The sequence below is a fragment of the Flavobacterium pokkalii genome, assembly GCF_014596575.1.
Classification (GTDB): Bacteria; Bacteroidota; Bacteroidia; order Flavobacteriales; family Flavobacteriaceae; genus Flavobacterium; species Flavobacterium pokkalii.
This window is the reverse complement of the sequence record NZ_NASZ01000026.1, coordinates 1-25,024: the sequence shown is the minus strand read 5'-3', so window position 1 is coordinate 25,024 and position 25,024 is coordinate 1. Positions and strand designations below refer to the sequence as shown.

Below are 25,024 nucleotides of genomic sequence, written 5' to 3'. Positions count from 1 at the left end.
TAATACCTATGATGTCCCAATTTTTAATCTATTTTCAATTAGGATTAAAACATATTTTAAATATCTATTCCTACGATCATATTCTGTTTTTAATTGCGCTTGTAATACCGCTAGCATTCAAAGACTGGAAGCGAATTTTAATATTGGTAACTTTTTTCACGTTAGGGCATACTATTGCTTTGTTGCTAACATTGTATGGAATTATTACGGTAAAAGTGGCTGTGGTTGAATTGCTTATTCCGATAACTATTTTAATTGTGGCTTTGTTTCATCTTTTTACAGCCGGGAAATCGGGAAAAAAGGAAAGTATCAATCTGGTTTTCTTTGTGACGCTTTTCTTTGGGATTATTCATGGTTTAGGATTTTTAAATTATTTTAAAAAAATGCATCACGGAACTTCAACTTCAAAATTGTTGGCGATTTTAGAATCGGCTTTAGGAATCGAAGCGGGGCAATTAGTTGTAGTTTTGGTGGTTTTGATTTTGGCTTATATTGTTCAGACTGTTTTTAGATTTTCAAAAAGAGATTGGACTTTAGTGATGTCGGCATTTATTATTGGAGTAGTTTTGCCAATTATTTTAGGTAATGAAATTTGGTTACGATAGATTATGGAAGAAAAAAAATTAAATAAATACGATAAGGCTTATTTGCGCATAGCCAAAGAATGGGGACAATTGTCCTATTGTAAACGTAAGCAGGTAGGGGCAATTATTGTAAAAGACCGAATGATTATTTCGGATGGATATAATGGAACGCCAACCGGATTTGATAATTGTTGCGAAGACGAAGAAGGATTGACCCGTTGGGATGTGTTGCATGCCGAAGCTAATGCAATTCTTAAAGTAGCCCGTTCCACACAATCCTGTGAAGGAGCAACACTTTATATTACGCTTTCCCCCTGTAAAGAATGCAGTAAATTGATTCATCAGTCGGGAATAAAAAGAGTGGTGTATCAAAATGGTTATCGTGATGATTCCGGAATTCAGTTTTTGAAAAAGGCAGGAGTGATTATCGAACATATTCCTGATTTAGAGGATTAATGAAAATAAATTACAAATACATTCCCGTTTATGTTAGTATCATCCTTTCTATTGGAATACTAATAGGTGGATTTTTGGATTTCTCCAATCAAAATCAGTTTTCAAATAATAAAAGTTCTAAGGCCAAACTCAATCAATTAATCGATTTTATCAATAATGAATATGTTGATGAATTGAATACCGATTCGATTGTTAATAAAACCGTCGATAATATTCTGGCGCAGCTCGATCCGCATTCTGTGTATATTCCGGCGAGCGAACAGGCAGAAGTTGCCGAGAACATGAAAGGTGATTTTGTGGGTATCGGAGTTCGGTTTTATGTGTATAAAGATACGGTTGCGGTGGTAGAGCCAATGGAAAACGGCCCTTCGGCAAATGCAGGAATTAAATCAGGAGACCGAATTTTATATGCAGACGGCGCAAAGTTATTTGGACGAAAACTGCCTGCAGATTCATTGTTTGCTAAATTTAAAGGCGAAGAAGGCTCGCGGGTGGTACTTACCATTTATAGGAAATCAGAAAAAAAGAAAATAAATTTCACCATCAGGAGAGGAGTTATTCCGTTAAAAAGCGTCGATATTGGGTTGATGCTGAATCCTGCTACGGCATATATTAAAATCAATCGATTTGCCGAAACTACATATAAAGAGTTTAAAACCAATTTGACCCGATTAAAAAAACAGGGCGCCAAATCCCTGATTATTGATTTACGGGATAATGGCGGAGGTTATATGGAAGAAGCTATTGCAATTGCCGATGAGTTGTTGTCGAATAAAAAGCTGATTGTTTTTACCAAAAACAAGAAAGGGAAAATTGATAAAACCTATGCAACCGAAAAAGGCGATTTTGAAACAGGGAAAATAACCGTTTTAATTAATGAAAATACGGCTTCGGCCAGTGAAATTTTGGCGGGAGCTATCCAGGATAATGACCGGGGAACTATTGTTGGCCGACGTTCCTTTGGGAAAGGTTTGGTGCAGCGCGAAATGGATTTTGAGGACGGATCGGCGGTGCGATTGACTGTAGCCCGTTATTATACGCCTACAGGAAGATCGATTCAAAAGCCTTATGTTAAAGGTGTGGAACAGTATTTTAAAGAATCGGAGTTGCGTTTTAAAAACGGAGAACTGTATGATAAAGACAGTATAAAAGTGGCTGACAGCTTGAAATTTAAAACACCAAAAGGCAGGATTGTGTATGGCGGTGGCGGAATTGTTCCGGATGTTTTTGTTCCGCTTGAATTTGAAAATGCCGATGAAGCTACCGTTTTTTTAATGGAATCCGGAATTGTTGGGAATTTTGTTTTTGAACAATTGGATAAAAATAGAAATGCTTTTAAAGGGCTTTCATTGGAGGAATTCCTGAAGAAAATGAATGCTACGGATCGATATTTTGATGTTTTTAACCAATTTTTGTTGAAACATGTTCCGGGGATTCAGCTGGAAAAAAGTAAGGCAATTGTAAAACGTTATCTGAATGCTGAATTCTCCAAACAATTGTATGGTGAAAAAGCCTATTTTGATATTGTCTTAAAAGATGACGTGATGATTAAGAGGGTTTTAAATAAAAAATAGGTGTAAAATAAAACCATTAAGAAATTGAGAAAGTTTAGCTGCAACGCTTAATAAACTTAATTTCTTAATGGTTTTATTTTATAAATATTTTTATCGAATGCTGTCGTGGGCGTGAGTTTGAGTGCCATTGTTCCACAGTGTCAGTAAATCAGTGGCTACAGCCGCGCCACTTCCGGCGGCAATGGCCAGTTGACTTCTCCATCCAGCTAAAGTTCCAATCACATAAATGCCTTCGGTAACCAGATGATCGGTGTTTTTTAATTGGATGCGTTCTTTTTCAGGCAACGCTTTTTGATGTGGGATAACATATTGCATCAGTCCTTCGATGGCAAATGTATTAGCGGAACCTATTCCGACAACGATAGCTTTGGTTTGATAGCTGTTTTTATTGGTAACAACGGTAAAATTTGGCGCTTCACCTTCTATACGAACTACTTTTTCGTTGTGAATTTGTGTAATATGTGGGTAACTTTGGTTTAAATGCTCGATACTTTCGTTAAGTATTTCTGAACCTAGTTTGCCAGCGGGAATCCCGTAAGCGTTATTAAACAAGGCATCCTGAAGTGAGGAGGATTTTTGATGTGAAAAAATACCGATTTTTTTATCGGACATGAATTTTTTGTCTTTGGCAGAGCCAAGTACTAAAGCACACGATACGCCGGAAACTCCACCACCTATAATTAAAACGTCAAACATAAATTATAGTTTGTCGTTCATTTTGTCTTCAATTTTTTTCGACATTCTAAAAATGATTAGAATCAGGATGGCGCAACAAGAAGCGGCAATTCCAATAAAAGCTACTGCGTTATCTCCTCCGAATAGATTGCTGAAATCTAATTGAGTAATGTTGAAGATGACAAGTGCTGCGGCCAGAAACACTAAGATGTTAGTAAAAATTTTCATGATATTTATTTTGACATGTAATTAAAAAAATCTGTTTTGAGAAAGAAAGAAAATCTTTACTCTGGATTTCAGATTGTTTTTACAGGCTAAATTATTGGGGTAAAATTATAAAAAAAACGTTTAGATGAACAGTCCTTTAACATTAGAAGCAAATAATTTAACAGCTATAGCCAGAAGTACTACTCCAAATGCTTTCCTGACTACTCCAAGTCCGTTTTTTCCTAACATCTTTTCAATTTTGGAAGAAGATTTTAATACAATATAGACTAGAATAATATTGAGAAAGATGGCTATTACTATGTTTATAGTATGATATTGCGAGCGTAAAGAAAGTAAAGTGGTCATGGTTCCGGCTCCGGCTATCAACGGAAAAGCAAGTGGAACGATGGATGCTGAGTTGGCTTCTTCGTCTCGGTAAATGCGGATGCCAAGTATCATTTCTAAAGCAATAAAAAAGAGTACAAAAGATCCTGCTACTGCAAATGAGTGTACGTCAATGCCTATGATACTTAGAAAATCTTCACCTATAAAAAGGAAAACCAGCATTATGATTCCTGCTACTAATGCAGCTTTTTCAGAATCAATATGACCGTGTTTTTTTCTAAGATCTACAATGATTGGAATGGAACCTACAATGTCGATTACGGCGAAAAGAACCATTCCTACGGTGATAATTTCTTTTAGGTTTATTAAAAGCATATTTTTTGTTGTTTTTGAAAATTAATTTGGCAGGTATTGTTAATTGATTTAAATATAGCTAAATGCAAAATTAAATTAATCTTTTATGACGAGTTTTTTAGAGGAGCAAATATTATTCTAACGGTTGAATTATCCTTCTTTTGTTAGAGAGAGATTGATTACCTTTGTAGTCTGTAATGAAAGTGTTTAAAAGTTATGTTTCAATTAGGGAAAACAATAGTTTCTGAGGATATTTTAGAAAAGGAATTTGTGTGTAATTTATCAGCTTGCCACGGGGCTTGCTGTATTGATGGAGATGCCGGAGCACCATTGAATGAAGAAGAGACTAAGATTTTGGAAGAAATCTATCCTAAAGTAAAACCTTTTTTGCGAAAAGAAGGGATTGCGGCTATCGAAGCACAGGGAACCTGGGTGAAAGGTACTGATGGAGATTTAGAAACTACTTTGATCGACAATAAGGATTGTGCTTATGTGATTTTTGACGGTAAAACGGCTTTGTGTGGAATTGAACAGGCTTATAATCAAGGTTTGACCGATTGGAAAAAACCGGTTTCCTGTCATTTGTATCCAATAAGAGTAAAAGATTTTACCGAATTTGCGGCTGTTAATTATGATAAATGGGATATTTGTGATGATGCCTGTACTTTGGGGAAAGAATTAGAAGTTCCGGTGTATAAATTTGTCAAAGAAGCTTTGGTTAGAAGATTTGGTGAAGACTGGTATTTGGAGCTCGAAGAAGTGGCTCGTGAGTGGAAAAAAGTGAAGTCAAAATAAACTATTTTTTTCTTGTTTCTTATTTTTTAAATCCTATATTTTACGGCGGTTTATAACGTTTTCGGGTTTTTAATCTACTGATATTTAGTTGTTTATTTTTATTGGATAAATTGGAGGCGTTTTCCGGCTTTGTTAAAAACTAGCTCTTATTGTGGATAAGTTTGGCTTTTAATTGCCGCAATATTTCACAATCTTTGTAATGCTTCAAAAAGCAAAAAACTATCCTTAAATCTCATTAAAAATAGAATAACAATGTCGCAAATTGAGCCAATTTTACAAGAGAATAAAAATCGTTTCGTAATTTTTCCAATTAAACACCATGATATCTGGGAATGGTATAAAAAAATGGAGGCAAGTTTTTGGACTGCAGAAGAGATTGATTTGTCTCAGGACTTACACGATTGGAACAATAAGCTAAATTCGGATGAGAAATATTTTATCAAACATATTTTAGCATTCTTTGCTGCTTCGGACGGAATTGTAAACGAAAACTTAGCGGAAAACTTTGTAAACGAAGTGCAATATCCGGAAGCAAAATTCTTCTATGGTTTCCAAATTATGATGGAAAATATTCATAGTGAAACCTATTCGCTTTTGATTGATACGTATGTAAAAGACGAAAAAGAAAAAGACGAATTGTTCAATGCATTAGAAGTTTTTCCTGCGATTAGAAAAAAAGCCGATTGGGCTTTAAAATGGATTGAATCCGATTCTTTTGCCGAAAGATTGATTGCTTTTGCTGCTGTGGAAGGGATTTTCTTCTCTGGTGCTTTTTGTTCTATTTACTGGTTGAAAAAACGTGGTTTGATGCCGGGATTAACGTTTTCTAACGAATTAATTTCCCGTGACGAAGGAGTTCACTGTGATTTTGCGGTGCATTTACACAACCACCACTTGGTAAACAAAGTTCCTAAAGAAAGAATCAAAGAAATTATCGTAAACGCTTTGGATATCGAAAGAGAATTTATTACAGAGTCGCTTCCGGTGAGTTTGATAGGTATGAACGCTGGTTTGATGACACAATATTTAGAGTTTGTTACCGACAGATTATTGGTAGAATTAGGTTGTGAAAGAGTTTACAATACCGCTAATCCATTCGATTTTATGGATATGATTTCGCTTCAGGGGAAAACAAATTTCTTTGAGAAAAAAGTATCTGAATATCAAAAAGCGGGAGTTTTAAATAGTGGGAAAGCTAATGATTCTGATGGTCAGGAAATTTCTTTCGACGCTGATTTCTAAAAAAAATAAATAATTCGTTCCGGTAATTTCTGCCGGAATGAATTTAAAAATACCTAAAGTGACTTGCTTTAGTGCCTAAAGGGCAAAACAAAGATTACAAATAACCTGAAACAGAGAAGGGATTTTCTGTTTTACTAAAACCCAAAACTTATGTACGTAGTAAAAAGAGACGGCCACAAAGAGCCAGTAATGTTCGACAAAATCACAGAAAGAATTAAAAAACTTTGCTATGGTTTAAATGATTTAGTGGATGCCGTAAAAGTGGCAATGAGGGTAATCGAAGGATTATATGATGGGGTTTCTACGTCAGAGTTAGATAATTTGGCAGCCGAGACTGCGGCTTCGATGACCATTGCGCATCCGGATTATGCTTTGTTAGCGGCCAGAATTGCTATTTCCAACTTACATTCGAATACTAAAAAGTCATTCTCAGAGACAATGACTGAAATGTATCATTATGTAAATCCAAGAAATGGACAAAAAGCACCTTTGATTTCTGATGAGGTTTTCAAGGTAATTCAGGAAAATTCAGAGTTTTTAGATTCTCATATTATTTATAACAGAGATTTTAATTACGATTATTTTGGTTTCAAAACATTAGAGCGTTCTTATTTATTGAAAATAAACGGGAAAATTGTTGAGCGACCACAACATATGTTAATGCGTGTTTCTGTTGGGATTCACTTAGACGATTTGCAGGCAGTTTTAGAAACTTACGATTTAATGTCTAAAAAATTCTTCACGCATGCAACACCAACGTTATTCAACGCAGGGACACCAAAACCGCAAATGTCTTCTTGTTTTCTTTTAGCAATGCAGGACGATAGTATTGACGGAATTTACGATACTTTGAAACAAACAGCCAAAATTTCGCAATCAGCGGGAGGAATTGGTCTTTCAATTCATAATGTTCGTGCTACAGGTTCTTATATTCGTGGAACTAATGGAACTTCTAACGGAATTGTACCAATGTTGAGAGTATTCAACGATACAGCTCGTTATGTAGATCAGGGTGGAGGAAAACGTAAAGGTAGTTTTGCGATTTATATCGAAACCTGGCATGCGGATATCTTTGAGTTTTTAGATTTGAAAAAGAATACCGGTAAAGAAGAAATGCGCGCCAGAGATTTATTCTTTGCCATGTGGACTTCGGATTTATTCATGAAACGTGTTCAGGAAGACGGAGCTTGGACTTTAATGTGTCCTAACGAATGTCCTGGTTTGTATGATGTATATGGAGAAGAATTTGAAGCCTTATATACTAGTTACGAAAACCAAGGAAAAGGTAGAAAAACCATCAGAGCGCGTGAATTATGGGAGAAAATTTTGGAATCTCAAATCGAGACCGGAACGCCATACATGTTATACAAAGATTCTGTTAACCGTAAATCAAATCAAAAGAATTTAGGAGTTATTCGTTCTTCTAACTTGTGTACTGAAATTATGGAGTACACTTCTAAAGATGAAATTGCGGTTTGTAACCTGGCTTCGCTTTCATTGCCAATGTTTGTTGAAAATGGAGCATTCAATCACGAAGCTTTATATAATGTTACCAAGCGTGTAACCAGAAACTTGAATAAAGTTATCGACCGAAACTATTATCCGGTTCCGGAAGCCGAAAATTCTAACTTGCGTCACCGTCCGGTAGGTTTAGGAGTTCAGGGATTAGCCGATACTTTCATCATGTTGCGTATGCCGTTTACAAGCGATGCGGCTAAGAAATTAAATCAGGAGATTTTCGAAACTTTATACTTCGCAGCTGTTACTGCTTCTATGGAAATGGCAAAAGAAGAAGGACCATATTCTACTTATGAAGGTTCGCCAATTTCACAAGGAGAATTCCAACATAATTTGTGGGGATTAAAAGACGAAGAATTGTCAGGTCGTTGGGATTGGGCTTCGTTAAGAAAAGAAGTGATGGAACATGGTGTTCGTAACTCTTTATTAGTAGCACCAATGCCTACAGCTTCGACTTCTCAAATTTTAGGAAACAACGAAGCTTTCGAACCATATACATCCAATATTTATACTCGTCGTGTATTATCAGGAGAGTTTATCGTGGTAAACAAACATTTATTACATGATTTAGTAGAACGTGGCTTGTGGACCGAAAGTTTGAAACAGGAAATTATGCGTCATAACGGTTCTGTTCAAAATATTCCTGAAATCCCACAGGATTTGAAAGAATTGTACAAAACAGTTTGGGAAATGTCGATGAAAGACATTATCGATATGTCCCGTCAAAGAGGGTATTTTATTGACCAGTCACAATCGTTGAACTTGTTTATGCAGGATGCTAATTATGCTAAATTGACTTCGATGCATTTCTACGCTTGGCAATCCGGATTGAAAACAGGTATGTATTATTTAAGAACCAAATCGGCAGTAGATGCGATTAAGTTTACTTTGAATAATGATAAAAAAGAACAGCCAGTTGCTGCTAATGAAGAAGTAAAAACAGATTCTATTGATATTAACGAATATAAAGCGATGATTCTAAAAGCACAAGCCGGTGGTCCTGAGGATTGCGAAATGTGTGGGTCTTAATATGATTTTAATTATTAATTCAAAATATTTTCAAAAACAGTCATCTTTGCGATGGCTGTTTTTTGTTTTAATAAGGTTGTTAATTATTCGTTTCAAAATTATAATTGCTTAAATTTGTAGTAGTTAAAACTAAATCATTAAGTTATGGAACTTAAAAATTTATCTAAATACAGTGATGCTGAAAAGATTGTTCTTGCTGAACAATTGTGGGACAGTGTTTCTAAAAATGATTTAGAAATTTCTGAAGAAGTAAAAAGAGAATTAGATATTCGAATTCAAAATTTAGAAGAAGGAAAAACGGAATTGTATACTTGGGAAGAGGTTAAAAATCATTTGAAAGCTATCCGTAGTGTATAAGATTCATTTTGCTAAAGAGGCATTGTTTGATATTGAAGACATTGTCCTTTGGTATGAAGAACAAAGAATAGGTCTTTCTTATGATTTTGAACTTTGTTTAGAAGCCGGAATTGATACTATTTTGAGAAGCCCGGAGGCTTATCAAAAAAGATATAAGAATATCAAAGTTAGGTATATTTCTAGATTTCCTTATGGAATTCATTATAGATTTCAAAAAAATGAAATTACCGTTGTTGGTATTTTTCATACTTCACGTTCTCCTAAAAACTGGTCAAAAAGATTAGGATTATAAAATTGATTATATTTTTTCATAAAAACAGCCATCATTTGATGGCTGTTTTTTGTTGAATATCAAATATTTAAATTCGGTTTGATTCTTTTTTTGAGTATAATTTGTTAAATTTGAGTAAGTTAATTTTGTTTGAGATTCTTGTTTAACACTAAATATAATAGTCATGAAAACAGAAGAATTTACAATAACAGAAGAGTTATACGCAAGCCAGTTTCAGCGTTTTCTTAATCTTTGTATCGATTTAATGTTTATTTATATCATTGTTTTGAGTTTAGGAACTACGATTATTTTGGTGGCTTTGTCGGCTAATAATTTCGAATTATCGAATTGGGTAGAAAATCTCTCTATGTTTGAAATTGGGTTTTATGCCGTTGTTGTGGCTTTTTTGTATTATTATTTTACAGAAGTTTATTTTTCCCGTACCATTGCTAAATTAATCACACACACCATTGTGGTGAATGCTGACGGTACTAAACCTTCTAAAAAAGCCTTTTTTATTCGTAGTTGTTGCCGTTTTATTCCGATTGATGCTTTTAGCTTTTTGAAAGAATTTCCAAGAGGCTGGCATGATACTTTTCGCAAACTTATGTGGTAAAAAAACGAAAACTGAATAAAATGCGTAAACATTTTAATGCATTGACTAATGTAGTCGAGGCTTAATCTGAATTATTTTCTTTCCCCAATTTGCTGTCTCCACATGGCGTAATACAGTCCTTTTTCGTTTAATAAATCGTCGTGTTTCCCTTGTTCGATAATTTGTCCCTGTTCCAAAACAAAGATTTTATCGGCGTGCATAATTGTAGATAAGCGGTGCGCAATTAAAACCGTAATTTGGTCTTTTTTGGACGAAATACTTCGAATGGTTTTGGTGATTTCTTCTTCGGTAATGGAGTCCAAAGCTGAAGTTGCTTCATCAAAAAGCAATAAATGCGGATTTCTTAATAGCGCTCTCGCTATGGATAAACGCTGTTTTTCACCTCCGGAAACTTTGATTCCTCCTTCGCCAATTGTAGTGTAGATTCCGTTTTCAGCGCGTTTTAATAAATTTTGACAGGCCGATTTTTGTAAAACATCATTGATTTCTTCATCGGTAGCATTAGGTTTTACAAAAAGTAAATTGTCTTTTATAGTTCCTGAAAATAATTGAGCATCCTGAGTTACAAAGCCCAATTGTTGTCTCAATTCAGTAATGTCAATTTCTTTAGAATTTTTTTCATTGTAAAAAATAGCACCTTCAGCAGGAGTGTACAATCCGACTAGCATTTTTACCAAAGTGGTTTTTCCGCTTCCGGAAGGGCCTACAAAAGCAATGGTTTCGCCTACTTCAGCTTCAAAAGAAATATCTTTTACCGCATAACCTTTGGCGGTTTTGTGTTTGAAACTTACATTTTGAAAGCTTAAATGATTGATGTCGCCAATTGTTTTTGGATTTTTTGGTGTCTTTTCGATTTTAGCATTCATCAAATCGGCAAAATTATCCATCGATGCTTTGGTTTCATTAAAAGTTGCAATTACATTTCCTAATTCCTGCAAAGGATTGAACAGGAAAAAAGAAAAGAACATCAGTGTAATTAAATCGCCGGGTTTGATTATGTCTTTAAAAATAAATAGGTATAAGGCAAAAACCAGACAGGTTCGCATAAAATGAACAGTTGTGCCTTGAATAAAACTTAGTGAACGAATAAAACGCACTTTTTTAAGTTCAAGTCCCAAAATATTAATCGTAGTTGCATTCAATCGGTTAATTTCCTGTTCGGTCAAACCAAGGCTTTTAACCAATTCGATATTGCGTAAGGATTCGGTTGTGGCACCTGCCAAAGCGGTTGTTTCACCTAAAATTTCTTTGGAAACTTTTTTAATTTTTTTGCCTAAAAACGAACTTACAAACGCAATGACCGGAACAGTTATCAGGAAAATTGGTCCTAAAAGCCAATGGATGCTCACCGCGTAAACAATTACAAAGACAATCCCGACTATTGATTGAAAAATCAGGGAAATAGAGAGCGTGATGAATTTTTCGCAATCAATTTTTACTTTTTGTAGTTTGCCCAAAGTTTCTCCGCTGCGCTGGTCTTCAAAATCCTGAAATGGTAATTGTAAAGCTTTTTGAATGCCATCGGTGTACATTTGAGCACCAGTTCTTTGGATGATGATATTGGTAAAATAATCCTGAAAATTTTTAGCAATTCGGGAAACCATTGCTGCTCCAAGCGATAATGCCAGCCAGCCCAAAACGGCTTTGATGAAATTATTTTGGTTGTGATTGAAATTAGCAACACCAACACCACATTCGTTAAGTAATTTACCTATAATGATGGAATCAAATAATGAGAAGCATTGGTTAATTGCAGCTAAAAATAAGGCAATGTATAAAAGTGTTTTGTGAGTTTTTATGTAAGAATATAATAGCTGCATAAGCTTTCTTTTTTAAGGAGATTTTGGATAGAAAATTAAGGAAGATTAATTTAGGGTACTGCAAATTTAAAATATTGCATCGAAATATTTCGATATATTAAAATGTTTTTTTACATTTGCTGCATGATTACCGAGTTGAATAGTAAACAAGTAGAAAAAATCTCTAAAGCATTAGGAGATCCTTATCGATTGCAAATTATGGATATGATTAGTAAACGTAAAGATTTTATGCAATGTTGTGAAGTTTCAGAATGTTTTAATTTGGCTCAATCCACAATGTCTCATCATTTGAAACAATTAGTTGAAGCTGAATTATTGGTAGCTGAAAAAGAAGGACGTAATTTGAGATTTACCATCAATAGAGAAATTTGTGAGGCATATAGTCGTTATATTGCCCGTTTAGGCTTTTAGCCTTTTTTTTAATTCAAAACATCGAAATATTTAGATATTTAAATACTTAAAATAATTAAATTGTAAAATTGAAGACAATGAAAAAATTACAAAATAAAGTTACAGTAGTAACAGGAGGAAACAGCGGAATTGGTTTAGCAACAGCTAAATTATTTGCAGAAGAGGGAGCAAAAGTAGCAATCACTGGAAGAAACAAAACTACAATTGATGAAGCTGTTTTTGAAATCGGAAATGCTTCTATTGGATTTGTAAGTGATGTTTCGGATATAAATAATATTGACAGAACTTACAAGACAGTGAATGATACGTTCGGAAAAATTGATGTTTTAGTTGTAAATGCCGGAGTTTTTATAGCAGCTCCATTGGCAGAATACACAGAAGAGATGTTTGACCAAACTAGTGATATTAATTTCAAGGGAGTTTTCTTCAGTATACAAAAAGCTTTACCTTACTTAAATGATGGAAGTTCAGTTATTATTACGGCTTCTACAGTGGCTCATAAAGGTTTTGCCACTACAGCAGCTTATTCCGCATCAAAAGCTGCGGTTCGTTCTTTAGCCAGAACCTTATCAGCAGAATTGTTAGACAGAAACATCCGTGTTAATGTACTTTCTCCCGGACCAATTGATACGCCAATTTTTTCAAGAAGTGGAGCCTCTGAAGAAGAAGCTAATGGAACTAAAAATCATTTTGCTTCCGGAATTCCAGCCAAACGTTTGGGATCTTCTGAAGAAATGGCAGCAGGATTCTTGTATTTAGCATCGGATGATTCTAAATTTATGATAGGAGGAGAATTGTTATTAGACGGAGGAGCTGCTACGCTTTAAAATGTTTTTATCCAAATCAAAGAATTTCACTTAATATTTTCCTTTATTATAGATACCTGTTTTTTAGTTTTTAGATGAATTACATCCGGAATGAATTTTAGTAAAGAAGGATTTTTTCTGGATGTAGTTTTTACTTTTTGTGAAATTTTTTCCTTTTTGGAATAAGCGTTTCAAAAATAGTTGTATATTTGTAGACGTAAATTAAATCTAATGGCACGCTGTGTAGAATTTAACGAAGTTGAGAAAATTGAAAAAGCAATGAATGTCTTTTGGGAAAAAGGATATAATGCTACTTCAATTCAGGACTTAGTGGATGCTATGCAAATCAACAGAAGCAGTTTATACAATACCATTGGCGATAAGCACCAGTTGTTCATGAAATGCATTGGCAATTATTTCGATAATGCCATGATGGAAGTTAAGGAAAAAGTTTCAAAATATTCTTCTGCTAAGGAAGCTTTGATAAATTTGATTACCGATAAAGCAGGCTGGATTGTGTCTTGTGATAAAGGATGTTTAGGTATGAAAACCATTTTTGAGATAGCTCCTGATGATTGTCAAGTCAGAAATCAAATGAGCAAAAACAATGAAGTGTATATTGATTTTTTAAAGTCAATAGTCCAAAAAGCAATGGATGCCGGGGAAATGGATGATTCTGAAAGTGCTGAGATTATGGCAGAATATATTGTTAATTCTTTTACTGGCTGGAAGCAAGCATATATTCTTCATCAAAATCCAATCAAAATAAAAAAAATGTCAGAAGTTCTGATAAAAAATATATTTAAATAATCTTTTTTTTAACGTTATTTCTGGAACGTTTATTTCAGAAATTTAAGTGCAACAAGAATGATTTTTTTAAATTACAGCTTTGATTCTGAAACGTTTATTTCAGAATCAATATTTCTTTTCAAATATTAATTAAACTAAATGCAGCATGAATTCTGAAACAATTATTCCAAAAACAATAACAAAAACTAAATTAAATCAAATCTCTTTTATGAAAAAAGTTACTTTTCTAATATTAAGTGCAATATTTTTTATCAGTTGTGCAGATAAAAATGCTGCTCCTCCGCCATCAGCCGCGCCACAATTACCAGTTTTAAGTATTACAAAAGAAGATGTAACTACTGAAACCGAATATCCTGCTTCTATTCAAGGGTCAGTAGATGTTGAGATTCGTCCTCAGGTAAGCGGAAATCTGGAACGTGTTTTAGTGGATGAAGGTGCTTATGTGACTAAAGGTCAGACTTTGTTCAAAATAAACGAGCGTCCTTTTCGTGAGCAGTTAAACAATGCTCTGGCCAATTTACACGCGGCAGAAGCGGCTTCAATCAATGCCCAGTTAGAAGTTGATAAACTAAAACCATTGGTACAGAACAAAGTAGTTTCTGATTATCAGTTAAAGACGGCTAAAGCTTCTCAAAAAATTGCTGCTGCAAATATTGAGCAGGCAAAGGCAATGGTAGAATCGGCCAGAATTAATTTAGGCTATACTACTGTAAAAGCTCCTGTTAGCGGTTACATAGGTAGATTACCAAAAAAACAAGGAAGTTTAGTTTCTGCTACTGATATTGAACCTTTAACAACACTTTCAGATGTACACGAAGTTTTTGTTTACTTCTCTTTAGGTGAAACCGATTTTATCAAATTCAAATCTCAATATGCCGGAAATACAATTGGAGACAAAATTAAAAATCTGCCTCCTGTTACTTTGATTCTTGCGGATAATAATCCTTTTAGCAAATCAGGAAAAATAGATATGGTGGACGGTCAGTTTGATAAAACAACGGGAGCCATTACTTTGAGAGCAACTTTTCCAAATGCGAATGGAACGCTTCGTTCGGGAAATACGGGAAAAATCCGTTTAGGAATCAATCATAATGATGTAATACTCGTTCCTCAATCTGCTACGGTTGAAATGCAGGATAAAGTATTTGTTTTCACAGTAAATAAAGAAAATAAAGTAAGCAAAATGCCTATAACCATTGTTGGTAAAAGTGAAACCAACTATTTAATTAGTGATGGTATTAAATATGGCGATCAAATTGTTTTAAGCGGAATAGACAAACTTCAGGAAGGTCAAGTAATCCAACCTAAAAAAGCAGCTAAGGAAGTTGCTCAAATCATTAATAAAAAATAATTTTTACAAATGTTCAAAATATTTATACAAAGACCTGTACTGGCTACTGTTATCTCCATTTTATTGGTGATTTTGGGTGTGCTGGGATTAACTAAATTACCCTTGCAGCAGTTTCCGGATATAGCGCCGCCATCGGTTTTAGTAACGGCAGTTTATCCGGGAGCAAATGCCGAAACGGTTTTACGTTCGGTAGCACCATCTTTGGAAGAATCTATAAATGGAGTGGAAAACATGACTTATATGAGTTCTACTGCGAGTAATGATGGAACTCTGGCAATTACAGTTTTCTTTAAACTGGGTACTGATGCAGATCAGGCTGCCGTAAATGTTCAAAATAGAGTAGCACAAGCAACCAGTCAGTTACCTGCAGAAGTAGTACAACAAGGCGTTATCACCGCCAAACAGCAAAATAGTTTTATCATGGCCATTGGTATGTATACCGATGATGAATCCAAATACGATCAAACTTTTGTTGCCAATTATGCTCAGATTAATATTATTCCGGAAATTAAACGTATTCCGGGAGTTGGTTCTGCTACTATTTTTGGAGGTGTAAAAGATTATTCGATGCGTGTTTGGCTAAATCCAACACAAATGGCAACTCATAATGTAACGCCAAATGAAGTTATGGCTGCTATCCAGGATAAAAGTTTGGAAGCGGCTCCGGGAAAATTTGGAGAACGAAGCAAAGAAGTTTTCGAATATGTAATTAAATACAAAGGGAAATTAACCAAACCCGAAGACTATCAAAATATTGCCATCCGTTCTAATGAAGACGGATCAATACTTCGTTTAAAAGATGTTGCCAGAGTAGAGCTTGGAGCTTATTCTTATAACAGTATAACACGTTTGAATGGTAAAAAGGGAATCGTAATTGGTGTAATTCAATTAGCCGGTTCTAATTCCAATGATATTCAGGTTGCTATTAATAAAATGATGGATAAAGCCTCTAAAGACTTTCCTAAAGGCATCAAAAAGAATATTTTTTACAGTACAAAAGTTTCACTGGATCAATCGATTGATCAGGTAAAACACACCTTAATAGAAGCTTTTATTTTGGTATTTATCGTAGTATTTATCTTCTTACAGGATTTTAGATCTACTTTAATTCCGGCGATTGCTGTTCCGGTAGCCATATTAGGAACCTTCTTTTTCATGCAATTATTCGGATTCTCGATTAATTTATTAACCTTATTCGCTTTAATTCTGGCAATTGGTATTGTGGTCGATGATGCTATTGTGGTGGTCGAAGCTGTACATGCCAAAATGGAACACAAACACTTGTCTCCTAAAATTGCTACAAGTGAAGCAATGCATGAAATTACAGGTGCTATTATTTCGATTACATTAGTAATGGCTGCGGTGTTTCTGCCAGTTGGTTTTATGGAAGGGTCTACCGGAGTTTTTTACCGTCAGTTTGCATTCACGATGGCTATTGCTATTGTAATTTCGGCAGTTAATGCATTGACTTTAAGTCCTGCTCTAGCCGCTTTATTCTTAAAAGACAATCATGCAGTACAAGGTGATGATGTTCCCTATCAGAAAAAAGGATTTAAAGAGAAATTTTTTAATGCTTTCAACAGCAGTTTTAATTCGTTAACCAATCGTTATGTGGGCGGTTTAAAATTTCTTATTCGTAGAAAATGGCTGAGTTTAGGTGGTTTAGCATTAATTACTATTGTTACAATTATAATGGTTAAAACTACACCTTCAGGATTTATTCCAACCGAAGACCAGGGTTTTATAGCTATTTCGGTAAACACACCATCGGGAACCTCATTAGATCAAACTCAAAAAGTAATGACACAGGCTGAAGAAATATTAAGTAGTCTGGATGCTTCAAGAGATGTTACCTCGGTTTCTGGTTTCAATTTATTGACGAATTCTACAAGCCCTTCCTCTGCAGTTGTTTTTGTTTTATTGAAACCAAATGAAGAACGTGGAGAAGTGAAAAACATTGACGAAATCATGAATCAGGTTCGTGGTAAATTAGCTTCAATTTCAGGAGGTAGTTTCTTTGTGTTTAGTTTTCCAACTGTTCCGGGGTTTAGTAATGTGGAAGCTCTGGACTTAGTGTTACAAGACAAAACTGGGGGTAAATTAGATAAGTTTAGCGGAATCTCTCAAAATTTCATTGGAGAATTGATGAAACGCCCTGAAGTAGCAGTTGCCTTTACCTCTTTCAAAGCCGATTATCCACAATTGCAATTGGATATTAATGATGAAAAAGCGGATCAATTGGGAGTAAAAGTTAAAGATATTTTACAAACCATGCAGGCTTATTTTGGTAGTGCTCAGGCATCTGATTTTAACCGTTTTGGTAAATATTACCGAGTGGTGGTTCAAGCTGATATTGATGACCGAGCTGATCCTTCTTCTATAGACCGTGTTTTTGTGAAAAATAATCGTGGCGAAATGGTTCCTATCAATACTTTGGTTAAACTAAGCAGAATTTATGGTTCAGAAACGGCTTCGAGATACAATTTGTTCAATTCTATTTCTATAAATGCTATACCTGCTCCGGGATTTAGTTCCGGTGACGCGATTAAAGCCATCGAAGAAGTAGCAGCACAACAATTGCCAGCTGGTTATGCATATGAATTTTCAGGACAAACCCGAGAAGAGATTTCATCCGGTGGACAGTCGGCAACGATTTTTTTATTGTGTCTGATATTTATTTACTTTTTACTTGCTGCACAATATGAAAGTTACATTCTGCCATTAGCAGTTATATTTTCTATTCCGGCCGGAATATTTGGAGTATTTGCCGCTATTGGTTTAACAGGTATTGAAAACAATATTTACGTACAGGTAGCATTGGTAATGCTTATTGGACTGCTTGCTAAAAATGCGATTCTGATTGTTGAATTTGCAGTTCAAAAACGAAAATCAGGTCAGGCATTAGTAAAAGCTTCCATAGATGCAGCCAAACTACGTTTGCGACCAATTATCATGACCTCTTTAGCCTTTGTTGCCGGATTAGTTCCGATGATGAGTGCTACTGGACCATCGGCTCAGGGAAATCATTCCATTAGTATTGGCGCAGCAGGAGGAATGGTTTCAGGGGTAATTCTGGGGCTATTAATTATCCCGGTTTTATTCATCGTATTTCAATATTTACAAGAAAGAATTACTGGAAAGCCAATAGCAGTAATTCATAACGAACAAAAATAAGTAATGGAAAATTTTATAACAACGGTGCTACTTGTAATTATTTTTGGTGTAGCCTATTTATCGTACAAGACTGCTAAATATTTGGAAAGCACAAAAGATACTTGTACAGAAAATTAATGACAATTTAAGATGAAAAAATATATAACTAAAATTGTGATGGTCGCTATTTTGACCATCACAATACTATCCTGCAAGGTTTCGAAGGATATTGAAGTTCCAAAGGAGGCACTTCCTGAAAATTTCAGGAATCAAGAAGGAAATGATACTCTAAATACAGCAGCTGTCAATTGGAAATCCTTTTTTGAAGAACCTGATTTGGTCAAGCTCATAGATGTTGCTGTAGCAAAAAATAATGATTTGCAAATTGCCGAAAAAAATATTGCTATTGCCAATTTGAAATTTAAACAATCCAAATTGGGTAATTTTCCGCAATTGAACGCCTATTCGAAAGTAGTTACTAACCGCCTTTCTGACAACAGTTTGAATGGGATTAGTACGGGACAATTTTTAGGTCAAAAACATTTGGAAGATTATGCTGTTGGTCTTGATTTGTCCTGGGAAGCGGATATTTGGGGAAAAATAAAAAATCAAAAGAAAAATGCCTTAGCTGAATTTATGCAAACTACCGAAGCCAAAAAAGCATTGCAAACAGCTATCGTAGCTACGGTTTCTAAAGGTTTTTATGATTTATTAATGCTTGATGCACAACTTGAAATTGCTAAAAAGACTTTGGTTTTAAACGACAGTACATTGTTTATTGTCAATTTACAATTTGAATCAGGTCAGTTAAGTTCTTTGGCAAAAGATCAAACTGAAGCTCAAAGATTAGTTGCGGCTCAGTTGATTCCGAAATTAGAACAAAATATAGAAATTCAGGAAAATGCATTAAGTGTTTTGTCAGGAAGTTTTCCTGATAAAAAAGAAAGAGAAAGTCAGTTGAACAAAATTCTTGTCAAAGAAAATCTTTCAGCTGGAATTCCTTCTCAATTGTTAGAAAAAAGACCGGATGTAAAAAGTGCAGAGCTCGGAGTTACAATGGCTAATGCAAAGGTGGGAATTACAAAAGCCAGTTTGTATCCTGCGTTAAACATTACGGCAGTAACCGGTGTCAATTCATTTGAATTTGATAAATGGTTTAACATTCCGGCATCCTTATTTGGAACAGTAACAGGAGGGATAACAGCTCCGATTTTTAACAGTAAAAAATTAAGAACACAATATGAAGTGGCTAAAGTTCAAAGAGAACAGGCTATATTACAGTTTAAGCAAACTGTTTTAGTCGCTGTTCAGGAAGTATCAGATGCGCTGGCAAAAATTAAGAAGCAGGAAGAGCAATATGATATTGCAAAAGAACGAGTAGCCAAACTTCAAAAAGCCATCGGAAATGCTGATATGCTTTTTAAGAGCGGAATGGCCACTTATCTTGAAGTTATTGTGGCTCAGGGAAATCTTTTGGCTGCCGAACTTGAATTAGCAACCATTAAAAAAGATCGATTAGTGTCTAATGTTGAATTGTATCGTGCTCTTGGCGGAGGATGGGAATAATTAAGATGATTTAATACTTAGAAAAAATAAATTCAAAAATTAAAGAATTATTTATTTAATACAGATTTGATTTTTGATAATATTCTAAGTATAAATTTTTACCGCAGATTCGCAGATTTTTAATTGATAATTCAATTAAAAATCTGCGAATCTGCGGTTTTTTTGATACGCTTTGTTTCTGTGTTTTTGTCTTATAAAATCCTAAAATAAAATGTATTTTTGGTTTCTTAAATCTACAATCTGAAATAAAAATGAACTGGGAACAACTTTTATCTTTAAAAAGACAAGGCGACACAAGTAAAAGACTAAGAATTGAGCAGGATGATACCCGTTTAGGATTTGAAGTAGATTATGACCGAATTATTTTTTCGGCTGCTTTTAGAAGTTTACAGGATAAAACGCAGGTTATTCCTCTTTCAAAAACGGACTTTGTACACACTCGATTAACTCATAGTTTAGAGGTTTCAGTGGTGGGGCGTTCTTTGGGACGTTTGGTTGGAAAAAAAATCATTGAAAAATATCCGTATTTAAAAGAAGTTCATGGTTTTCATATGAATGATTTTGGAGCAATTGTCGCTGCAGCTTCTTTGGCGCATGATATTGGGAATCCTCCTTTTGGCCATTCCGGTGAAAAAGCTATCGGCGAATATTTTTCTAAAGGGGCAGGTGCTAAATACAAAGAATTTTTAACCCCTAAACAATGGCAGGATTTAATTGATTTTGAAGGAAATGCCAATGGTTTTTCGGTAATGACTTCCAGTCGTCCCGGAATTGAAGGTGGATTGCGGATTTCTTACGCTACTTTAGGTGCTTTTATGAAATATCCAAAGGAAAGTTTGCCTAAAAAACCAACGCGCAATATTTCAGATAAAAAATACGGTTTCTTTCAGGCAGACAAGGAATTCTTTCAGGAAGCCGCACTGGATATGGGATTAATTCCAAATAAAACCGGAGAAGATATTGGTTTTGAAAGACATCCGCTGGCTTATCTGGTAGAAGCCGCCGATGATATTTGTTACACTATTATTGATTTTGAAGACGGAATCAATTTAGGTTTGGTCTCTGAAGATTTTGCTTTGGAATACCTGATTAAATTAGTAAAAGACAGTATTAATACTTCAAAATACAAGACTTTAGAAACTAAAGAAGATCGTATCAGTTATTTGCGTGCTTTAGCGATTAGTAGTTTGATTAATGATGCCGTAAAAGTATTTGTTGCCAATGAAGAAGCGATTTTACAGGGGAAATTTCCTTTTGCTTTGATGGAAAAAAGCAAATACAAAGTGCAAATGGATGATATTATCAAAATAAGTATTGATAAAATTTACCAAAGTCGCGAAGTAATTGAAAAAGAATTGGTAGGTTACCAAATTATTCAAACTTTGCTGGATAAATTTATCACAGCTTATGACAATAAATTCAACGGAATCGATTCTAATTATGATAAGTTAATCCTGAAATTATTACCGGAGAAACATCATTTGGAAAAAGAAAGTCTGTACGACCGTTTGTTACATATTTGCCATTATGTTTCCTTGTTAACCGACGGAAATGCGTTGGAAATTTATGAAACTATAAATGGTAGAAAAAAACGCTAAGAATTAAAAAGCATAAGTAAGTCCAACGCCCAAAACTTGTTTAATTTGAACTTTAGGACCTTCATTTACGGTGACTCCGTCAACTTCGGTTTTGTTTTTAATATCGTCGTCGTATAGGATTCGGGCGCCAATATTGGCTTTTACATATTGGTTTACTACCAAATTTAAGGCTAAATCACAGTCCACATCCACGTTCCCAAAATTATTAAGATAATCCGAGTATAAACTTAGGGTGTTTACAAAAATGACATTTTTGGCTATTTCCTTTTTAATGTTGTTGGTAAATAAAATACCTAATTCGTTTTTGGCTCTTCTTCCTTTGGTTAGTAAATTTCCTTCTTCATCGTAAGTGGCTTTTTCAACACCAAAAGCTCCTTTGTTAGCCAGGGTTTGATCCCAAACAAAAGTAGCTTTGTAGGTAAATGGAGAAAAATACATCACCCGGCTTTTGTCCTTGCTGCTGTTTTCAGCTCCTGTTCCCAAGAACATATAAGCGGGAGCAAACAGTCGTGAAATAGGGTTTTCTTTGTCGGGATATTTGTAACCGTTGGTAAATTGCGTGTTGAAATTAAGTTTAGCGGAATGGAACCAATTGCTTTCGGCATTTTTTCGGTAACCAAAAGTCGAGTTAAATCGGAAAGCATCATCGGTTTTACGGATTTCAATTCCGTCCTGCTTGTTCATTCCGTATCTTATGCTAAGCTCGTTTACCCATTTGACCAGTTTTTTTTCATAGGTTCGGTTAAAATCTCCTTTTAACAAACCTGAAACCGAGTTGGTTCCACCGGCGCTCCAGTTTACAAAAGCAATCTCCGAAATGTCAAATCCCAGTACGTTTTTTTTGCCCCAGCAGGAAGGTGGAGCTTTTTCGATTGCAGGTATGGTAACAAAACGAGCAAAAGAATATCTTAGTTTTTCAGGTTTAGGTTTTCGATAAAAATTATCATTCATTACGGGAATAATAATTTTTTTGATGGTATCGTTTTTAATAGAATCAGTAACTACTTGAGAAAAAACGGGAGTGTTAGTCAGGAATAAAAATCCAATTATGAGTAGGTAGTGATTTTGTATTTTCATTATCAAATTGAGATTTTAGAGGTTTAAATTACTTGTTTATATAACTTAAAAAAAGTGATTTTAGTGTTTTAACGTCAATTTCGCAACATTGTTGTAACTCATTGATAGTTCCCTGTTCTATAAACTTATCCGGAATTCCCAAGGTTTTTATATTGTTATTATAATTATTTTGTGCTGCGAATTCTAAAATTGCACTCCCAAAACCACCAATAATTGTGCCATCTTCAATTGTGATGATGAATTTGAATTTTTTAAATAGTTGATGCAGTGTGTTTTCGTCTAATGGTTTTACAAAAGGGAAGTCGTAATGTGCAATTGCTTCCGGATTCCCCAGTTCGTTTAACGCTAAATTTACATTGTTTCCAATGGTTCCATTTGAGAGGACGGCAATTTCAGAACCTTCTTTAATTGTGTAGGCTTTGCCAATTTCTATTTTTTGATATTGACCAAAATGATTTTCTTTCCAATTTTTAATAATACCTCTGCCTCGTGGATACCTTATTGCTATTGGATGTTCTAAGCCTAATTGAGCAGTGTAAAATATATTTTGTAAGGCAATTTCATTTGTCGGAGCATAAATAATCAGATTTGGAATGCAGCGCAAATAGGCAATATCAAAAACGCCGTGATGGGTTGCGCCATCTTCACCCACGAGTCCGGCTCTGTCCAGACAAAAAATTACCGGAAGATTTTGTAGGGCTACATCATGAATAACCTGATCGTAGGCTCGTTGTAGAAATGTGGAGTAAATATTGCAAAAAACCATCATGCCCTGAGTTGCCATTCCTGCGGCGAGCGTTACCGCGTGTTGTTCGGCGATACCCACGTCAAAAGCGCGTTCAGGCAAAGCCTCCATCATGAATTTTAACGAACTTCCGGTTGGCATGGCAGGTGTAATTCCGACTATTTTTTGGTTTTTTTGTGCCAAATCCAGAATCGTTAGCCCAAAAACGTCCTGATATTTTGGAGGCAGATTTTCCTCTGATTTTGGAATAATATCACCAGTTATTCGGTCAAACTTTCCGGGAGCATGGTATTGTACCTGATTTTCCTCAGCCTGTTGCAGTCCTTTACCTTTAATAGTAATGACGTGAAGGAATTTAGGGCCTTTTATTTTTTGTAAACGCTTGAGTTCTTTTGTTACTGCAAAAATATCGTTGCCGTCTATTGGTCCTGAATAATTAAAATTCAGGGATTTTATCATGTTGTTTTGCTTGGGATTTTTGCCTTCTTTTACCGCAGTAAGGTAATTTTTCAAAGCACCTACGCTTGGGTCAATTCCGATAGCATTATCGTTGAGAATCACTAATAAATTAGCATTAGTTACTCCGGCATGATTTAATCCTTCAAAAGCCATTCCTGAAGCTATCGAAGCATCGCCAATAACTGCAATGTGTTGTTTTTCGAAATCACCTTTTAAATTAGAAGCAAGTGCCATTCCCAAAGCTGCCGAAATGGAAGTAGAGGAGTGACCTACGCCAAAAGCATCATATTCGCTTTCGCTTCTTTTAGGAAAACCGGAAATTCCGTTTAATTGGCGGTTAGTATGAAAATTTTCTCTTCGGCCGGTGAGTATTTTATGTCCGTAAGCCTGATGTCCCACATCCCAAATTAATAAATCTTCAGGTGTATTAAAAACATAATGCAGGGCAATTGTCAATTCGACAACACCCAAACTCGCACCCAAATGACCTTCTTTTACCGAAACAATATCGATGATGAAATCGCGTAATTCCTGAGCCAGCTGAGGAAGTTGCGCTTCGTCAAGTAGGCGTAAATCAGTTGGTGTTTGTATGTTTGAAAGTAAATTTTTCAGCATAGTGCAAATGTACAAATTGAATACTGTATTTTTGTTGCATGGAGAACATTTTCACAGATGAGTATTTTATGAAAAAGGCTATGCAGGAAGCCGAAGTCGCTTTTGAACAAGGTGAAATTCCTGTGGGAGCGGTTATTGTTGTCAATAATACCGTAATTGCCCGAAGTCATAATCTGACTGAAATGTTGAATGATGTAACAGCGCATGCCGAAATGCAATCCATAACTGCTGCCGCTAATTATCTAGGTGGAAAATACCTGAAAGACTGTACCCTTTATGTCACTCTGGAGCCTTGCCAGATGTGTGCCGGTGCTTTGTATTGGAGCCAAATTACTAAAATTGTTTTTGGAGCCCGTGACGAACAACGCGGTTTTATGACTCTGGGAACAAAACTCCATCCTAAAACTACCGTGGTTTCCGGAATTATGGCTGATGAAGCTGCCAATTTGATGAAACGTTTCTTTGCTTCGAAGAGAAAGTAGTTTATAGTTTTGAACTGCCCCCAAAAAGTTAGACGCTATTTGGGGGCATTTTTATGGAAAGAAAAGTCAAATACAATTATGAATTTAAACTTCGTTGTGTACAAGAAG

Annotated in this window: 23 protein-coding genes; 17 read left to right on the top strand and 6 right to left on the bottom strand. The window is 35.1% G+C overall.

Annotated features, from left to right (window positions below):
* Window positions 1–11 precede the first annotated feature (11 nt).
* From B6A10_RS14290 to B6A10_RS14280, 3 genes are read left to right on the top strand one after another with little or no spacing between them, the layout of a single operon-like run.
* The gene (locus tag B6A10_RS14290; RefSeq protein WP_188221416.1) at window positions 12–605 is read left to right on the top strand and encodes a HupE/UreJ family protein; all 594 of its coding nucleotides are present in this window, start codon (window positions 12–14) and stop codon (window positions 603–605) included.
* Between the two features lie 3 nt (window positions 606–608).
* Window positions 609–1,040 (top strand): deoxycytidylate deaminase, encoded by a 432-nt coding sequence (locus B6A10_RS14285; RefSeq protein WP_055094151.1) that lies wholly within the window; start codon window positions 609–611, stop codon window positions 1,038–1,040.
* Window positions 1,040–2,614: a S41 family peptidase gene (locus B6A10_RS14280; RefSeq protein WP_188221403.1), complete on the top strand. Its 1,575-nt coding sequence runs from the start codon at window positions 1,040–1,042 to the stop codon at window positions 2,612–2,614. Before B6A10_RS14285 ends, B6A10_RS14280 begins: the two co-directional genes overlap by 1 nt.
* 90 nt (window positions 2,615–2,704) lie before the next feature.
* Here B6A10_RS14280 and B6A10_RS14275 read toward each other — a convergent pair whose 3' ends face one another.
* From B6A10_RS14275 to B6A10_RS14265, 3 genes are all read right to left on the bottom strand, one after another.
* On the bottom strand, window positions 2,705–3,310 hold the full coding sequence (locus B6A10_RS14275; protein ID WP_188221402.1) for an FAD-dependent oxidoreductase: 606 nt from the start codon (window positions 3,308–3,310) through the stop codon (window positions 2,705–2,707).
* A gap of 3 nt (window positions 3,311–3,313) precedes the next feature.
* A complete protein-coding gene (locus B6A10_RS14270; protein WP_055094159.1) occupies window positions 3,314–3,517 on the bottom strand; it encodes a hypothetical protein in 204 nt (67 codons plus the stop codon).
* Window positions 3,518–3,637: 120 nt separating this feature from the next.
* The gene (locus tag B6A10_RS14265; protein ID WP_188221401.1) at window positions 3,638–4,216 is read right to left on the bottom strand and encodes a MarC family protein; all 579 of its coding nucleotides are present in this window, start codon (window positions 4,214–4,216) and stop codon (window positions 3,638–3,640) included.
* Window positions 4,217–4,411: 195 nt separating this feature from the next.
* On the opposite strand from B6A10_RS14265, the gene B6A10_RS14260 reads away from it, so the two are divergent.
* The 6 genes from B6A10_RS14260 to B6A10_RS14235 all read left to right on the top strand — a co-directional run bounded on the left by B6A10_RS14260 (window position 4,412) and on the right by B6A10_RS14235 (window position 10,023).
* Window positions 4,412–4,990, top strand: coding sequence for a DUF3109 family protein (locus tag B6A10_RS14260; RefSeq protein WP_188221400.1), 579 nt, complete (start codon window positions 4,412–4,414; stop codon window positions 4,988–4,990).
* Window positions 4,991–5,242: 252 nt separating this feature from the next.
* Window positions 5,243–6,232: a ribonucleotide-diphosphate reductase subunit beta gene (locus tag B6A10_RS14255; RefSeq protein WP_055094164.1), complete on the top strand. Its 990-nt coding sequence runs from the start codon at window positions 5,243–5,245 to the stop codon at window positions 6,230–6,232.
* A 150-nt stretch (window positions 6,233–6,382) separates the two neighbouring features.
* On the top strand, window positions 6,383–8,779 hold the full coding sequence (locus B6A10_RS14250) for a ribonucleoside-diphosphate reductase subunit alpha (protein WP_188221399.1): 2,397 nt from the start codon (window positions 6,383–6,385) through the stop codon (window positions 8,777–8,779).
* A gap of 144 nt (window positions 8,780–8,923) precedes the next feature.
* On the top strand, window positions 8,924–9,136 hold the full coding sequence (locus B6A10_RS14245; RefSeq protein WP_188221398.1) for an addiction module protein: 213 nt from the start codon (window positions 8,924–8,926) through the stop codon (window positions 9,134–9,136).
* Window positions 9,129–9,428, top strand: a complete 300-nt coding sequence (locus tag B6A10_RS14240) for a type II toxin-antitoxin system RelE/ParE family toxin (RefSeq protein ID WP_188221397.1) — start codon at window positions 9,129–9,131, stop codon at window positions 9,426–9,428. Before B6A10_RS14245 ends, B6A10_RS14240 begins: the two co-directional genes overlap by 8 nt.
* A 163-nt stretch (window positions 9,429–9,591) precedes the next feature.
* Window positions 9,592–10,023 carry an RDD family protein gene (locus B6A10_RS14235; protein WP_238929415.1) on the top strand — a complete coding sequence of 144 codons (432 nt, stop codon included), beginning with the start codon at window positions 9,592–9,594 and terminating at the stop codon, window positions 10,021–10,023.
* 71 nt (window positions 10,024–10,094) lie between these two features.
* Here B6A10_RS14235 and B6A10_RS14230 read toward each other — a convergent pair whose 3' ends face one another.
* Entirely contained in the window at window positions 10,095–11,843 is a 1,749-nt protein-coding gene (locus tag B6A10_RS14230) for an ABC transporter ATP-binding protein (RefSeq protein ID WP_188221396.1), read from the bottom strand.
* A 123-nt stretch (window positions 11,844–11,966) separates the two neighbouring features.
* Between B6A10_RS14230 and B6A10_RS14225 the strand changes: the two genes are divergently transcribed.
* From B6A10_RS14225 to B6A10_RS14195, 7 genes are all read left to right on the top strand, one after another.
* The gene (locus B6A10_RS14225) at window positions 11,967–12,254 is read left to right on the top strand and encodes an ArsR/SmtB family transcription factor (protein WP_188221395.1); all 288 of its coding nucleotides are present in this window, start codon (window positions 11,967–11,969) and stop codon (window positions 12,252–12,254) included.
* A gap of 77 nt (window positions 12,255–12,331) precedes the next feature.
* A complete protein-coding gene (locus B6A10_RS14220) occupies window positions 12,332–13,081 on the top strand; it encodes an SDR family oxidoreductase (protein ID WP_188221394.1) in 750 nt (249 codons plus the stop codon).
* 210 nt (window positions 13,082–13,291) lie between these two features.
* On the top strand, window positions 13,292–13,870 hold the full coding sequence (locus B6A10_RS14215; RefSeq protein WP_188221393.1) for a TetR/AcrR family transcriptional regulator: 579 nt from the start codon (window positions 13,292–13,294) through the stop codon (window positions 13,868–13,870).
* Between the two features lie 208 nt (window positions 13,871–14,078).
* Window positions 14,079–15,221 (top strand): efflux RND transporter periplasmic adaptor subunit, encoded by a 1,143-nt coding sequence (locus B6A10_RS14210; protein WP_188221392.1) that lies wholly within the window; start codon window positions 14,079–14,081, stop codon window positions 15,219–15,221.
* A gap of 9 nt (window positions 15,222–15,230) precedes the next feature.
* Complete coding sequence (locus B6A10_RS14205) at window positions 15,231–18,395, top strand: efflux RND transporter permease subunit (protein WP_188221391.1); 3,165 nt, start codon at window positions 15,231–15,233, stop codon at window positions 18,393–18,395.
* Between the two features lie 129 nt (window positions 18,396–18,524).
* Complete coding sequence (locus tag B6A10_RS14200) at window positions 18,525–19,940, top strand: efflux transporter outer membrane subunit (protein ID WP_188221390.1); 1,416 nt, start codon at window positions 18,525–18,527, stop codon at window positions 19,938–19,940.
* A 251-nt stretch (window positions 19,941–20,191) separates the two neighbouring features.
* Window positions 20,192–21,538: a deoxyguanosinetriphosphate triphosphohydrolase gene (locus B6A10_RS14195; protein WP_188221389.1), complete on the top strand. Its 1,347-nt coding sequence runs from the start codon at window positions 20,192–20,194 to the stop codon at window positions 21,536–21,538.
* A gap of 3 nt (window positions 21,539–21,541) precedes the next feature.
* Here B6A10_RS14195 and B6A10_RS14190 read toward each other — a convergent pair whose 3' ends face one another.
* On the bottom strand, window positions 21,542–22,615 hold the full coding sequence (locus B6A10_RS14190; protein ID WP_055094187.1) for a DUF3078 domain-containing protein: 1,074 nt from the start codon (window positions 22,613–22,615) through the stop codon (window positions 21,542–21,544).
* Between the two features lie 28 nt (window positions 22,616–22,643).
* Entirely contained in the window at window positions 22,644–24,434 is a 1,791-nt protein-coding gene (locus B6A10_RS14185; protein WP_188221388.1) for a 1-deoxy-D-xylulose-5-phosphate synthase, read from the bottom strand.
* A gap of 38 nt (window positions 24,435–24,472) precedes the next feature.
* Between B6A10_RS14185 and B6A10_RS14180 the strand changes: the two genes are divergently transcribed.
* Window positions 24,473–24,916 carry a nucleoside deaminase gene (locus B6A10_RS14180; RefSeq protein ID WP_188221387.1) on the top strand — a complete coding sequence of 148 codons (444 nt, stop codon included), beginning with the start codon at window positions 24,473–24,475 and terminating at the stop codon, window positions 24,914–24,916.
* The last annotated feature ends 108 nt before the right edge of the window (window positions 24,917–25,024 follow it).